At 67.0% G+C, this 14,243-nt stretch carries 9 protein-coding genes; 1 reads left to right on the top strand and 8 read right to left on the bottom strand.

The annotated features are described in order from the left end of the window. Nucleotides 1–43: 43 nt before the first annotated feature. The gene (locus tag LZ005_RS06270; protein WP_237805798.1) at nt 44–3,004 is read left to right on the top strand and encodes a DUF4982 domain-containing protein; all 2,961 of its coding nucleotides are present in this window, start codon (nt 44–46) and stop codon (nt 3,002–3,004) included. Nucleotides 3,005–3,027: 23 nt separating this feature from the next. Here LZ005_RS06270 and LZ005_RS06265 read toward each other — a convergent pair whose 3' ends face one another. From LZ005_RS06265 to LZ005_RS06230, 8 genes are all read right to left on the bottom strand, one after another. Beyond that, on the bottom strand, nt 3,028–3,888 hold the full coding sequence (locus LZ005_RS06265; RefSeq protein WP_237805795.1) for a polysaccharide deacetylase family protein: 861 nt from the start codon (nt 3,886–3,888) through the stop codon (nt 3,028–3,030). Then, on the bottom strand, nt 3,885–5,306 hold the full coding sequence (locus LZ005_RS06260) for a sialate O-acetylesterase (protein WP_237805793.1): 1,422 nt from the start codon (nt 5,304–5,306) through the stop codon (nt 3,885–3,887). The genes LZ005_RS06265 and LZ005_RS06260 overlap by 4 nt, the downstream gene beginning before the upstream one ends. A gap of 222 nt (nt 5,307–5,528) precedes the next feature. Continuing rightward, nucleotides 5,529–6,572, bottom strand: a complete 1,044-nt coding sequence (locus LZ005_RS06255; protein ID WP_237805791.1) for a LacI family DNA-binding transcriptional regulator — start codon at nt 6,570–6,572, stop codon at nt 5,529–5,531. Nucleotides 6,573–6,590: 18 nt separating this feature from the next. Next, nucleotides 6,591–7,817, bottom strand: a complete 1,227-nt coding sequence (locus tag LZ005_RS06250; protein ID WP_237805789.1) for an oligogalacturonate lyase family protein — start codon at nt 7,815–7,817, stop codon at nt 6,591–6,593. Next, a complete protein-coding gene (locus LZ005_RS06245) occupies nt 7,817–9,175 on the bottom strand; it encodes a glycoside hydrolase family 105 protein (protein WP_237805787.1) in 1,359 nt (452 codons plus the stop codon). The genes LZ005_RS06250 and LZ005_RS06245 overlap by 1 nt, the downstream gene beginning before the upstream one ends. Further along, nucleotides 9,172–9,828 (bottom strand): DUF6250 domain-containing protein, encoded by a 657-nt coding sequence (locus LZ005_RS06240; RefSeq protein ID WP_237805785.1) that lies wholly within the window; start codon nt 9,826–9,828, stop codon nt 9,172–9,174. The genes LZ005_RS06245 and LZ005_RS06240 overlap by 4 nt, the downstream gene beginning before the upstream one ends. Next, a complete protein-coding gene (locus LZ005_RS06235) occupies nt 9,828–12,521 on the bottom strand; it encodes a Tat pathway signal sequence domain protein (protein ID WP_237805783.1) in 2,694 nt (897 codons plus the stop codon). The genes LZ005_RS06240 and LZ005_RS06235 overlap by 1 nt, the downstream gene beginning before the upstream one ends. Continuing rightward, nucleotides 12,518–14,134: a rhamnogalacturonan acetylesterase gene (locus LZ005_RS06230; protein ID WP_237805781.1), complete on the bottom strand. Its 1,617-nt coding sequence runs from the start codon at nt 14,132–14,134 to the stop codon at nt 12,518–12,520. Before LZ005_RS06230 ends, LZ005_RS06235 begins: the two co-directional genes overlap by 4 nt. Nucleotides 14,135–14,243 lie beyond the last annotated feature (109 nt).

The following is a 14,243-nucleotide window of genomic DNA, read 5'->3' as shown; positions in this document are numbered from 1 at the left end:
GTCCTAGCATCGCACTGGTATCGCTACCAAATCCGAGCCCATCATGCCCCTGCGCCCTACCCTGCTAGCCCTCGTTCTGGCCAACGCCTTCGCCCCCGCGCACGCCATCGAGCGCACCGTCTACAACTTCAATCCCGGTTGGCGGCTGGCCGTGGCCGATCCGGCGCGTGCGGCCGATCCGGGCTTTGATGACAGCAGCTGGCAGCGCGTGACCCTGCCGCGCGCCTGGAACGAAAACGACGCCTTCGCCAAGGACATCGCCGACCACAGTACCGGCGTAGCCTGGTACCGCAAGCACTTCCGCCTGCCCGCGGGCGCATTCGGCCACAAGATCTTCCTCGAGTTTGAAGGCGCGCGCCAGGCGGCCGAGGTCTACGTCAACGGCAAGCGCCTGGCGCTGCACGAAAACGGCATCACCGCATTCGGCGTCGACATCAGCAGCGCCGTCACCGATGGCGACAACGTCGTCGCCGTCCGCACCGACAACAGCTGGGACTACCGCGAACAGGCCAGCGGGCAGCGCTACCAGTGGGCCGACAAGAACTTCAACGCCAACTACGGCGGCCTGCCCAAGAACGTGCGCCTGCACGTGGCCGACCGCGTGTATCAGACCCTGCCCCTGTATTCCAGCCTGGGCACCACCGGCGTCTACGTGTATGCCAGCGACTTTGCGCAGACCGGCGGGCGCGCCACCATCCACGCCGAATCCGAAGTGCGCAACGAGGACAGCCAGCCACGCCGCATCAGCTACAGCGTGAGCCTGTACGACGCCGAGGGCAAGCGCGTAGCCAGCTTCGATGGTGCGCCGCAGACCCTGGCCGCAGGTGCCAGCGCAGTCCTCAAGGCCAGCGCGCCCGTGAGCGGCCTGCACTTCTGGAGCTGGGGCTACGGCTATCTGTACGAGGTACGCACCGCGCTCAAGGCCGATGGCAAAGTGATCGACGAAGTGCGCACCCGCACCGGCTTTCGCCAGACCGCCTTCAAGGACGGCATGATCGCCCTGAACGGCCGCGTGATACAGGTGCACGGCTATGCCCAGCGCAGCTCCAACGAGTGGCCTGCCATCGGCCTGTCCGTCCCGCCCTGGCTGAGCGATTACAGCAATGGCCTTATCCTTGGCAGCAATGGCAATCTGGTGCGCTGGATGCACATCACCCCGTGGAAGCAGGATGTCGAATCCTTCGACCGCCTCGGCCTGATTCAGGCCATGCCGGCCGGCGACGCCGAGGCCGATGTCAGCGGCCGCCGCTGGGAGCAGCGCATCGCCGTCATGCGCGACGCGATCATCTACAACCGCAATAGCCCCAGCATCATCTTCTACGAAAGCGGAAACCGCGGCGTGAGCGCCGAGCATATGCAGGAGATGAAGGCCCTGCGCGACCAGTACGATCCGCACGGCGGACGCGCCAGCGGCAGCCGCGAGATGCTCAGCACCGCGCTGCAGCAAGTGGCCGAATACGGCGGCGAGATGCTCTACGTGAACAAGAGCGCCCGCATTCCCATGTGGGCCATGGAGTACTCGCGCGACGAAGGCGCGCGCAAATTCTGGGACGAGCAAAGCCCGCCCTACCACAAGGATGGCGACGGCCCGCTGCACAAAGGCCAGGATGCCAGCGCCTACAACCGCAATCAGGATTCGCACGCGATCGAAAACGTCAAACGCTGGTACGACTACTGGCGCGAGCGGCCCGGCACCGGCACGCGCGTGTCGAGCGGCGGCGTGAACATCATTTTCTCGGACAGTAATACGCACCACCGCGGCGCCGAAAACTACCGGCGCAGCGGCGAAGTGGACGCCATGCGCATCCCCAAGGACGGCTACTACGCGCATCAGGTGATGTGGGATGGCTGGGTCGACGTGGAGCGCGCGCGCGCCCACATCATCGGCCACTGGAACTACGCGCCCGGCACCGTCAAACCCATCACCGTGGTCTCCAGCGCCGAGCGCGTCGACCTCTACCTGAATGGCCAGAAGATCGGCCGCGGGCGACAGAGCGAACGCTTTCTGTTCACCTTTGACGCAGTGGCATGGCAGCCCGGCGAGCTGAAAGCCATTGGCTACGACGCCAGCGGCAAAGCCATCTGCGAAGCGACGCTGCGCACGGCTGGCCCGCCAAGCGCCCTCAAACTGAGTGTGCAGACCGGGCCCCAGGGCCTGCAGGCCGACGGCGCCGACCTCGCCCTGCTGCAGGTGGAAGTGGTGGACGCAACAGGCCAGCGCCACCCGCTGGCCAACGACAGCATACATTTTGAGATCGCCGGTCCGGCCGAATGGCGCGGCGGGATCGCGCAGGGGCCGCATAACCACATCCTCGACCGCGACCTGCCGGTGGAAGGCGGCATCAACCGCGCCCTGCTGCGCAGCGCGACCAGCGCAGGCGTGATCCGCGTGCGAGCCAGCGCCCCCGGACTCGCGCCGGCCGAACTCCAATTGCCCTCACGCGCCGTGACGGTACAGGATGGCCTGAGCATGCGTCTGCCCGACGCCGGCCTGCCCCTGCATCTGGAGCGCGGCCCCACGCCGACCAGCCCCTCCTATCGCGCCAGCCGCGTGGCCGTGCCAGTGGCCAGCGCCACCGCCAGCAGCCGCGCCGAAGATGCCGCCAAATCCATCGACGACGACGAGACCACCGTCTGGGCCAGCGTCAGTGGCGACCCGGCACCCGCGATCCGCTACCAGCTGGCTCGGCCCGTGACCTTAAGCGAAGTGGTGCTCAAACTCTCCGGCTGGCGCGAGCGCAGCTACCCGTTGCGTGTGCTGATCGACGGCCAGGTCGTCTACAGCGGCATGACGCCCAAGAGCCTCGGCTACGTGACCCTGCCGCTGCGCGCGGTGCGCGGCAGCGAAGTGCGGATCGAACTGAATGGCGCGGCCGACGAGAAGAACGCCATCGTGCTGACCGAAGTGGCCAACCAGGCCATCGCCGACACCGGCGCCAACCGCACCCCGAAAGGCGTGCTCTCAATTGTTGAAGCCGAGTTCTACGAATTGCCCCACAACTAAATCGGGGTCAGACCCCATTTATCCTATTTGCACATTTGCCGGGCGGCGCTGCTGTCGGGGACGGTCGGAAGGCCGCTGAGGTCGCTTGACTGGGCCTGGGCGGCGCGGCTCATCACGCTGCCGCCGCCTGCTTCGGCGTAGGCGGGATCGCGCTGGGCCTGTGCCAGGGTGATGTAGCGCGCGCCGGCCGCATCGAGCTTGCTCAGCACAGCATCGAGCGTGATGGCGCTGAAGCCGCCCAGATGGGTCAGCAGGACCTGCGGAATCTGACGGCCATACACGCGCTGGCTCATCGCCCGCATGCGCAGGATGCCGGCATCCACATTGGCCAGATACGCACGCGTCATCTGCGCGATGCTGGCCTGGTCGCCCCGCGCCAGGCAGCGCGCATAGGCATCGGTGTAGTCCCAATCGCTGAAGGCGACGCTGACATCGGCGATGCGGTAGCCCTTCGCCCGCAGATAGGCCTGGGCTGCGGCGCGGCGTTCCGCCACGCTGCCCACATTCAGATTCGGATAGCGGAAGACGCGCCAGCTATCGCCCGGCATATGGCGCGCAATCGCGCCCTCCCCGGCCTCCACGTCGGCTTCCCACGCACGCTGGCTCGGCGCTCGGTCGATATTCAGATGGCTGTGGGTGTGGTTCCCGAGCGGGTAGCCGGCCTGGCGCCAGCGCAGCAGCACCTGCTCGGTGGCCGGGTCCTCCGTCAGGCGCTTGGCGTTGACGAAGCCCCAGGCCTCGGGCACGCCATGGGCCTTCAGCACGGCGAGGGTCTGCTCCGCGATGCCAAGGCGGCTCATCCCCGGCGGCAGCGGTCCATGCGCGGGCAGGTCGTCGACGGTGATGACGATCTCGAAGGCGGGCGGCGCGGCCTGCGGCGTCATGGACTCTCCGCCAAGCGCGCACGGACCAGCGGCGCAATCGCCGGGCCGTCGCTGCGAAAAGGCATGGCCGGCAGACCGGCGCCGTTCACGAGATTCGGCTGCGCCGCTTCGTCCCAGCCGAAACGCACCTTGAGCGGTTGCGCCACCTGGCGGCTGGTCAGCACGATCTGTTCCCCGTCGATTTCGGCCTCGGCCGGATAGTACTTTCCATCGGCGCCGGCCAGGTCGAACCACTTGATGCTCTTGCGGTCGCGCGCGGCCAGGCCCTCGGCGTGATCGAAGCTGACGATGGCTTTGCTGCCCTCGATCCGCAAGCCGCTGAACACCGGGCCATAGGCATGCAAGCCGCGCCGCCCATAACTGCCATGCAAGGCCAGCGTGGCCAGACGATCGCCGACCGATTTTTTATCGCGCGGGTGAATGTCGGTGAGGTCGTCCACCAGATCGGTGGTCACGATCATGCCGGTGTGCGGAATGCGCAGCGCCGCGGCCTGCGCTTCCTGCAACCGCGGGGCGGCTTCGGGGTCGGTGATTTTGTCGTGCCGGACCACGTGGTACAGATGCGGCGCCACCTGCACGTAGTAGAAGGCGAAATCCTGCTGCCAGTGCTGGCGCCAGCCCTGCACCAAGGCCTCCATCTTGGCGGTGTAGCGGGCGCCGTCATCGCGGTCGATGATGTTCGACTCGCCCTGGTACCAGATGACGCCCTTCATGGCGAAGGGCGCCAGGCCGCTGACCATGCCATTAAACAGGCGCGCCGCCTCGCTATCCTGCGCCAGCCCGGGCGGGGTCCAGAGTTCAATGCGGGTGCCGCCCCAGGTGCTGTCGATCAGGCCGACCGGCGTATGCAGCGCGTCCTGCAGGCGCCGTCCGAAGAAGTAGGCGGCCGCTGAAAACTTCACCGCCTCGATGGACGATGGGCTGCTGCGCACCCACTGCCCCTTGACGTCCTCCTGCGGCGTGCTGGCTTTGTTGCGCTCCACCTTAAACAGGCGCAGCTCGGGATGATCGGCTGCGGCGATTTCGGCGGGCGCGTTGAGCACTGTCTTCTGGCCCTTATGCTCGCCGATCGGCTTCTCCATATTCGACTGGCCGGACGCGAGCCAGACCTCACCGACCAATACGTCCGCAATGCGCAGGCGTTCGCTCGCAGCTTCCACCAGCAGTTCGCCGGGCGCGCTGGCCGCGCTGCGCAGATCGAGCGTCACCCGCCAGCGGCCAGCGCCATCGGCCACGACTTCGGCATGCTGGGCGCCCAGGCGCACGCTGATGCGCTCACCGGGATCGGCCCTGCCCCATACCGGCACCGACGCGCCGCGCTGAAGCACCATGTGATCGGACAGAATCGCGGGCAGACTGACTTTGGCAGCCGCTGGCAAGGCAGCCAGCAAACACAGAACGGAAACGAGGTAGCGCATGCTGATCAGACAAAGTTAAAGCAGATCCGATTATCAAACAGCAATCGGCGCACGGTACGCCGCCCGCCCACACACTCAAAAACTTGAGCGCTGGATAAATGGGGTCTGACCCCGATTTTTTAGCAGATCCGATTATCAAACAGCAATCGGCGCACGGTACGCCACCCGCCCACACACTCAAAAACTTGAGCGCTGGATAAATGGGGGCTGACCCCGATTTTTTTAGGTGCTGGCGCGTTCGATGATGCTGAAGCCGAGGTCGTAGACGTGCTGGCTCGGGGTCTGGCCCTGGGCGCGCGCGATGATGCAGGCCGCAGCCTGGCGGCCGATGGCCTGGCCGTCGATCCGCACACTGCTCAGGGCTGGGTGCAGGTCGCGTGCAAAACTGAGGTCGCCCAGGCCGATCACGGCCAGGTCCGTGGGGACGCGCACGCCGCGCACCTGGGCTTCGGTCAGCACGCCGAGAGCCAGCATGTCGGAACTGCAGAAGATGGCGTCCGGGCGTGCGCCTTCGGACAGTAGTTGGGCCAGGCCGCTGCGGCCGCTGCCCAGCGTGGTCGGGGCGGGTACGCTGATGGCGCGCACCGGCGCCAGGCCGAGGCGCGCGGCCTCGCTGGCGAAGGCCTGCTGGCGGCGCGCGGCGCGTGCGTCGTCGGCGTGGATGGCGGCCAGCTGGCGCCGCCCGCGCGCATGCAGGTAGCGCGCCACGGCGGCGCCGATTTGTTCGTGCGAGAAGCCGACCAGCATGTCGATCGGGCTGTGGGTCAGGTCCCAGGTCTCGACCACGGGGATGCCGCTGGCCAGCAGGCGGCGCCGTCCTTCGGCCGAATGCAGAATGCCGGTGAGGACAATGCCGTCCGGCCGGCGCGCGATGATGGTGGCCAGCAGATCGTCCTCGCGCGAGTCGGCGTAACCGCTCTGCCCCAGCATCAGCTGGTAGCCCTGCTCGGCCAGCGCTTCGGTCAGGCCCTGGATCATATCCTGGAAAACGGGGCCGACCAGGGTCGGCACGACGGCGGCAACGAGGCGGCTTTTGCGTGAGGCGAGGCCGCCGGCCAGCATATTCGGCACGTAGCCGGTGCGGGCCACGGCTTCCTGCACGCGCGCCAGCACCTCGGGCGATACGGCCTGCGGGGTGTTCAGCGCGCGCGAGGCGGTGATCGGGGCTACCCCGGCCAGCGCCGCCACGTCGCGCAGGGTCAGGCCGGTGCCCTTGCGACGGCTGCGGCGCGGCGCCGCGCCTTGCGGTTTGTCGTCTCCACTCATGCGCCGCAGTGTAGCACTTCAGGGCTTGGCGGCCGGGGCGATCTCCACTGCGTAGGTCGCGTGGCGGCCTTCGAAGGTGCCGCCGAAGACGATCCATTTGCCGTCCGGGGTGAAGTGCACATTCGGCTCAAGGCCGCGGTAGTCATGCGCCTTCATGTTCACTAGGCGTTCGGACTGGAAGCGTTCGTTCACGGGGCGGAAGGCGTAGATCCACATGCCGTCCTTGGCGCGCGCCACCTGGGTCGGGTCGCCGCCGTCGCCGGCGAACATGGTCTTGTCTGGCGAGATTGCAAAGTGGATCGACCAATCGTCGGCCGTCATCTGGTAGGCGGCCACCGGGGCGCCGCTGGCCACGTCGGCCCCGGCCAGATAGAAGGTCTGGGCGCGTGGCTTCTGCAGGTCGAACCAGATCACTTTGCCGTCCGGCTGGAAGAACTCGTGGCCGGCGATCTCCATCGGCATCGAGCGCTTGTGCATCAAGGTCACCTTGCCGTTTTTGACGTTGATATTCCAGATACGGTCGACCTTGTCCCACGGCCCTTCGTGGCAGAACATCAGGACGTCGGGGTCGGTCGGCGAGAACTGCACGTGACCGAGCCAGGTATTCTCCTCGTGGATCACCTTGTATTCGCCGGTGCGCAGGTCCACCGTGAACAGGCTGTTCTTCAGGTGGGCGTCGAATATGCGCGGGAAGAAGTCGGCCTTCTTCGGGTACTGGCGCAGAATCTCGCCCTGCTGCGGGTCGGCGAAGGAGCCGGCCACCATGCTGGCGTCGGCATTGATGGTGGCGACATTCGGGCGCACGTTGTCGGGGAAGGTGTACAGCTTGCGGCTCTTCTTCGTGTCGACGTTGACGGCGTACAGGCTCTGGCCGGCCATGTAGATCGCCTCGCGCGTGTTCTGCGACGTCATCGGCAGCAGGCGCTTGTTCTCCTCGCCTTCGGTCAGCTGCACGATGCTGTCGTCCTTCAGATTCAGGGTGTAGACCTGGCGCGCCTTGCCGTCGGATTCGGAGAACAGCATGCGGTCGCCTTCGTCCTTCAGTGGGGCGAAGAAGGGATTATTGTGGAAGTACCAGTTGCTGATCTGACCCTGGCGCCCTTCCAGGCGCTTGATGCGGTGGCCGGTGTCCTTGTCGATCCAGACCTTGGGCATGGGTTTGAGCGATCCCGTTTCCAGCACCTGCTGCGCGTGGGCTGCGAGGGTGGCCAGCAGCAGGCTGGCGCCAATCATCAGGCGGCGCATCACAGGCCTCGCTTCAGCATGAAGGCGCTGTCGTTCTGTTCGAACTCGTGCGACTTGAGCATGGTGATGATCTCGGAGCCAGCCAGCAGCACGGGGCCGTAGCTGTGCGCCGCATAGGGATTGACCGGGCGGTAGGCGTAGAAGGCGGGATCGAAGCCCATGCCGGTGCCGACGCAGGTGCCATTGACCTGGCCATTGGCGGCGACCTTGGTGGCCACGGCATTCCAGCCCAGCATGGCCACCGGCGCGTAGGCCTGGCGGTCGACATAGCCGCGGTTCACGGCGCGCGCGATGGCGAAGGTGTAGATGGCGGTGGCCGAGGTTTCGAGGTAGGTTTCGGGTCGGTCGATCAGCTGGTGCCAGAAGCCGGTACCATCCTGATACGCGGCCAGCCCCTTGATGTGGGCGCGCAGCTGCTCCTGCACGGCCTTGTAGCCGGGGTGCTCTGGCGGGAGCACGTCGAGCAGCTCCACCATCGTCATCACCGCCCAGCCGTTGGCGCGCGCCCAGTGGAACTCGGGGTGCATGCTCATGCCCTCCACCCAGCCGTGCATGTAGATGCCCAGCTGCGGATTGAACATCCGCTTCGAGAATTGCAGCACCTGCTTCACGGCGTCGTCGTAATACGCCTTGTCGCCGGAGAGTTTGCCCATCTGGGCCAGGGCCGGCACGGCCATGAACAGGTCGTCCAGCCAGATCGTATTGGCCAGCGGGCGCATGCGCGCCAAGGTACCGTCGGCCAGGCGGTACTCCTTCTTCGACACGAAATTGGAGCACAGTTCGATGTAGGCCGACAGGTCGGTGCTGATGCCCATGCGGCGCGCCTTGATGGCGCTGGCGCAGATGGCGCCGGTGTCGTCCAGCGCATGCGGGTCGAGGAAGCGCTTGAGCGGGGTGTCGGTGGCGGGGTTGGCCTTCACCAGCGGCAGCCAGGTCTTGGTCAGCGCGGCCAGAAAGTCCAGACGCTTGAAGGTGTAGTCGGTGTAGCGCTTGTCGCCGGTGACGGCGCCGGTCTGCAGCATGCCGGCGTAGGTGACGCCCCATTCGTAGCTGGTGAGACGGTAGTCGCCCTGGGCCAGCATGGCGTTCGGGTGCGCCTTGCTCAGATCGGCGATGTCGGCCTTAGTGGTCTTGTCCACCAGTTTGGCGGGGGTCACCTGGTCGAGATAAGTGAATACGCGGTCCAGCACGGCCTTCACGTCCTCCGTTTTGGGGGCGCCGTACGGGGTCGGATAGTCGGGCTTCATGGCGTGCAGCGGGGTGGTCACGTCATTGACTTTTTCCGCCTTCTTGGGCGCGGCCGCTTGGGCCGACAGGGCCAGCAGGCCGGCGGCCAGGGCGATCATGCGCAGTTTCATGGGGTGTCTCCTTGTTTGAGTTCATAGACGCGCAGGGCGCGCACACGCTGGCGCGACTGCGTGGTGCGGATGCCGAACCAGCCGGATTGCAGCGGCTCGGGATCGCGGAATTGGAACCAGGTCTGGCCGTCGACCTGCACGCGCGTGCAGCCATCGGCCACGGCGATGTCGATCGCGTACCAGTGGCCGGGGCGCAGCAGGTGGGCCGGATCGAGGTATTCGCCGAGGATGCGCTTTTCGCCCGCCCCGTCGTAGCGGCGCAGGCGGGTGGTGGTGTTGGTGTTCCCGCCGATGCCCAGGTAGTACATGCGTACGCTGTCGTAGTCCTCGAACTTACCGCTGCGGGTGAACAGATTGGCCTGGCGCGGGTCCTGCGCCATCCAGAACATATTCAGATCGGACAGGCGGCCTTCGGGCAGCACCTGGCGCTCGAAATGAATCAGCACCCTGCCCTGCAGCGGCTGGCGCAGCCAGGCGGTCGCTCCGGCATCGACATCGAGCAGCATGCTGCCCTGGTCGGCGCGGATGCTGGCATGCGCGGCCGGGACCACCTCGCTGACCCACTGGTCGAGCGGGCCGCTGAAATCGTCGCTGGCCAGCAGGCGGCCGGGCGCACCGAACACGCAGGCGGCAGTGAGAGCGGCGGCCAGCATCAGAAACTGCGCTGCGGGCCGTTCGGCGGCGGCAGATCGGCCGGGAAGTCCTTGCCCAGCAGGGACAGCACTTCGATCATCGTCAGGCCGCCCTGGGCCGCTTCATTGGTCGACATGCCGGGGGTTTCGTGCACAGGGTTGAGCGTGTCCGGTCCGGCCAGGGCCTTGAGCGGCGCGCCCCGATAGCGGTTGATGGCTTCGACGGCGGCTTTGGCAAAGGCCGGGTTGCCGGTCTTGGCGTAGGCCCAGGCGGCCAGGCGCGGACCGCCCTGGGCCTGCTCCAGATACTCGCCATTGGCCCCCTCGCTGCCGGTGCTGCGGTCGCGCTCCAGCACCTCCGCCGGCGCCGTACCCAGACGCGCGTACTGCAGCCAGGCGCGCTCGAAGTCCGGCCGCTGCAGCAGCGGCAGCAGTTCGAACATCACCTGCGCGCCCCCCTGAATCGTGGCCAGGTTGTACAGCACGGGGACCTGCTTGCCGACGATCGGATCGGGAATCGGATAGAGCTTGCCGGTCGCCGGGTCGTAACCGACTGTCATGCTGCCGCGTCCTTTGAGCGGACCGATGCGGTTGCCGCCCAGGTCGGGGTTCAGGCCATTCATCACCCCGGAGCGCAGCCAGTAAGGCATCTGCAGAATCGAATCGACGCCGGCCAGAATGCGGTCGCGCCAGCGTGTGTCGCCGCTGCGCTCCCATTCCGTCATCCAGTTCCCGGCCAGGACAAACCAGTCCGGCCCGAGACGGATGCGGCCCGGGTATTTCGGGTCCTGCGGCAGCACGGGCTGGGCCAGGCGCATCGGGTCGTAGGCCACCATGGCCTTGTCGCTCTCGAGCTGCTCGCGCAGGATGTCGCCCGTGCGTTCGTCGGTGGTCAGGTAGTAGAACGGGCGCCAGTGCGCGGCCTGGCTGATGCGGCCCTCCTTCGAGCCATCGCCCCATTTGGTGACGGCGTGGCGCGAACCCAGGCCCTTCATCGGTCCCAGGTGGTAGACATTGGTCTCGCTGGTGTTGCGCGTCAGGGCTTCGGCCAGGCGGAACAGATCGGCGCGGCCGCTGCGCACATAGCTGGCCCACAGCCACAGGGGCGTACCGAGTTCGGTGTTATCCCAGGCGTGGCCGCCGTAGTCGTAGTACCAGGTGTGGCCGGCGAAGTTATAACTGTGGATGAAATCGCCGAAGTGCCAGAAGCCGTACCAGCGCCGCTCATCCACCTGCTGCTGGTAGTAGGCCAGGATGCTATCGAGTTTGTCTTCGATGTTCTTGCGGCCCGGCGTCGAGCGGTCCACCGGGCTCCACACGCCGAACACTTTGGCCGCGTGCAGCGTTTCGGGTGCCGCGGCCAGCAGCGGGCGCACGCCGGCTGCCTGCGCCATGGCGACGGTGTCGGCGCGCGTGGGTACACCGGCCGTCGGGTAGATGGTCAGCTCCGTGGTCTTGGCCACGCCGTAGGCCTGGGCCATCCCGTCCTGCACGTCTTCATAGGTGGCAGCCAGGCCGTGCGCGCGGGTGGCGTAGGGGCGCATGTCCATGGCCGGGCCGTCCGGGGACCACAGCCAGGCGGTCAGTTCGGCGCTGGCGTCGGCCGCGTGGCGAATCTCCAGACCGGACGGGTAGCTTTGCCAGAAGTCCTTCTGCGCCAGGGCGAGGCCGCCGCTGGTGTCGCCCACAAAGGCCAGACCAGAGGCGCGGCGGCCACCATCGGCCATCACCCACGACGCATTGGCGCCGGTGCGCTTCTGGATGGTGAAACCATCGGCGTTCGGCTGCACCAGCTTGAAGTCGCTCCAGATCGCATACTGTTCCTTGTCGTTGGCGCTGTAGAAGCGGCCGCCGTCGATGCGCTGGCCCGCCACCTGGGCCGGATTACCGGCGCCGGGTTGAATCGGCTCGCCGAACAGGCCGCCCTCCTGACCGCTGAAGCGCACATGGCGGTTCCAGCTTGCTTCGCGCAGCGGCACGCTGAAACGCAGGCCCAGGCCGCGCACGGCGTCGCGTTCCTGCTTGCCGTCGTAGATCACGGTGTGCACGACGTGCACGGCCGAATCGCCGGCGTAAAAATACAGGCGCACCGAGAATGGCAGCCAGGCGCGCTGGCCTGCCTGATGGTGGCCTTCCAGTTTGAGCACGGCGCGCACGGGGCCAGCCTGCTCCACGCTCAGCTTCTCCACGCGGCTGGTGTAGCGCGTGCGCACGGGCTGGGCGCCCTCCTCGCTCGCGAAACCATCATCGGCCAGCGCCACCAGCTGGCCGGCGCGCGCCACTTCGCGCCCCGCCACTACCAGACTGTCGATCAGATTACTGCCGCCGCGGCTGACGGTGGCCTGGAATACGCCGGTGTCGATGGCGACGCCGTTCTGCGTTTCGCTCAGCTTGAGGCCCGCCGGGGTATCGCCCGCGCCGGTGGACAGGGTGTAGCTACCGCTGGCCTGGGCTACGCTGGCCAGACCCACAAACTTGATCGAACCATCCGGCCAGTAGGCCAGCGGCCAGCTTTGCAGCGGCAGCGCTTTGCCATCGGGGCCGGTCAGGTGAAAGCGCTGGTCACGCGCCACCGTCCCCTGCGGGAAGGGTACGCCCCAGCTCACGCCGGTGCGCACGGCCGGCGCCTGGCCGACCCAGTCGAGTTTCACATCGGTGGCCAGGGCCGGGGCGGCGGCGGCCAGGGCCGCGCCAAGAAGAAGGAGTGCTTTCACTGGATGTCCGCCGCTTTGGGCGCAAGGAAGGGGGCGACGGGATTGGGCTGAAGGCGCTTCAAGCCGGCGATGACGCGGGCCGCGTTAAATTCGGCGCCGGCTGCATTGGTGTGGGTGCGCGCATCCGAAAACAGGGCCGCCACTTTGTCCGCGCCGAGCTGCTGGTAGCCAGCGCTGACCAGGGCCGTCAGGTCGATGAACTGGGCGCCGCCCTGCTCTGCCACGGCGCGGTCCCAGGCCGCGTATTCCGCAAAATCGCGCTCCTGTTCCCACTTGTCCTTGTGCGGTATCGGCGACAGCAGCACCACCTGGGCGCCGCGCGCACGCGCGTCAGCCACATAGCGCGCCATGTACCATCCAAAGCTGTGCACCTGCTCCTTGCTGCCGTCCGGGCGCGTGTCCTCCACCGTCTCCGGCCCGATGCCGCGCACCGAGCCGCGGTTCTTGGCGGCCGGATCGCCGATGCGGCCCACATCGTTATGCCCGAACTGGATCAGCACCACGTCGCCGCGCTTGATCTGGCCAAGCAGCCTGTCCCAACGGCCTTCGGTGAAGAAGGTGCGGCTGCTGCGCCCACCAATGGCGGCGTTGACCACATTGACCCGGCTGCTGTCGAAGTAAGGCGCAATCCGCTCGCCCCAGCCGATGGCGCCGGCCGCGCCGCCGCTTTTCACAGTGGAGTCACCCACCAGGAACACGGTCGGCAGGGCCGGATTGGCGGCCGCTTCGTCCTTCACTTTGCTGGCGTCGACCACCGGACGTTCGTCCTCCACCGGCAGCGGAAAACCGGGCAGCGCTTTCAGGCTGGCGGCCACGATGCGCGCATTCAGCTCCGCACCGGCCCAGTTGGTGTGCACCTTTTCCTCGGGCGGGAAAAAGCCCAGCACCGCCTCCCGGCCCAGCGCGTCGTAGCGGGCGGCGGCCAGTTCGTTCAGATCGATGAAGGCGCTGCCGGTCTGGCGCGCCACCTCGGCCGCCCAGGCGGCGTAGCGGTCGCGCCGCGTTTTACCGGCTTCGTCCCAGTCCTTGCGCGGAATCGGCGAGACGATCACGGGCAGCGCGCCGCGCGCGCGGATGGCGGTAACGTAGTAGCGCAGGTACCAGCCGTAGGAATGCACGATCTCGTGCTTGCCGGTCAGCTGATTGTCGATCTCCTCGGTCTCCTCGCCCACCCCGCGGATGGTGCCGCGCGCGCGGCTGCTGTCGTTGACTGGGCTGGCGTCGTTATGCCCGAACTGCATGGCCACCACGTCGCCACGCTTGATGAAGGCGAGCGTGCGCTCCCAGTGGCCGCTGCTCAGATAAGTGCGGCTGGACAGGCCGCCGACGGCGCGGTTCACCACATTCACCTTGGCCGGATCGAAGAAGGCCGCAATCGGATTCCCCCAGCCCCATTGGCCGGCCGTGCCCTTGCCCTGGCCGTCATCGCGCCCATTGCGCACGGTGGAGTCGCCAATCAGGATGAGGCTGGGCAGGCGCGGATTGGCCGGTTCCGGCAGCACCACCACGGCCTTGGCCGGGTCCAGGTTGGGACGGGCCGGGTCGGTATTGACCTGAGCCGATGCCAGGCCAGCCCACAGCAGCAGGCCAAAGAGCGAGAGCAGACGCGCCATATTCAGCTTCCGAAACAAGAAACCCAGCCATTCTAGGACGAGGCCGATTTTGGTTTCGCACGGCGTTTTAAAGAATCAGGAAAATGATCTTTTCGGCGCGGCGCACTGG

The organism is Massilia sp. TS11 (assembly GCF_022012445.1).
Taxonomy (GTDB): Bacteria; Pseudomonadota; Gammaproteobacteria; order Burkholderiales; family Burkholderiaceae_D; genus Telluria.
This window is presented reverse-complemented; position numbering and strand designations above follow the sequence as displayed.

Bases quoted from the DNA above. Each gene is read 5' to 3' on its own strand.
- LZ005_RS06250 (WP_237805789.1), bottom strand. From the start codon at position 7,817: ATGCGCCGCCTGATGATTGGCGCCAGCCTGCTGCTGGCCACCCTCGCA.
- LZ005_RS06260 (WP_237805793.1), bottom strand. From the start codon at position 5,306: ATGCGCTACCTCGTTTCCGTTCTGTGTTTGCTGGCTGCCTTGCCAGCG.
- LZ005_RS06240 (WP_237805785.1), bottom strand. From the start codon at position 9,828: ATGCTGGCCGCCGCTCTCACTGCCGCCTGCGTGTTCGGTGCGCCCGGC.
- LZ005_RS06265 (WP_237805795.1), bottom strand. From the start codon at position 3,888: ATGACGCCGCAGGCCGCGCCGCCCGCCTTCGAGATCGTCATCACCGTC.
- LZ005_RS06255 (WP_237805791.1), bottom strand. From the start codon at position 6,572: ATGAGTGGAGACGACAAACCGCAAGGCGCGGCGCCGCGCCGCAGCCGT.
- LZ005_RS06245 (WP_237805787.1), bottom strand. From the start codon at position 9,175: ATGAAACTGCGCATGATCGCCCTGGCCGCCGGCCTGCTGGCCCTGTCG.
- LZ005_RS06270 (WP_237805798.1), top strand. From the start codon at position 44: ATGCCCCTGCGCCCTACCCTGCTAGCCCTCGTTCTGGCCAACGCCTTC.
- LZ005_RS06230 (WP_237805781.1), bottom strand. From the start codon at position 14,134: ATGGCGCGTCTGCTCTCGCTCTTTGGCCTGCTGCTGTGGGCTGGCCTG.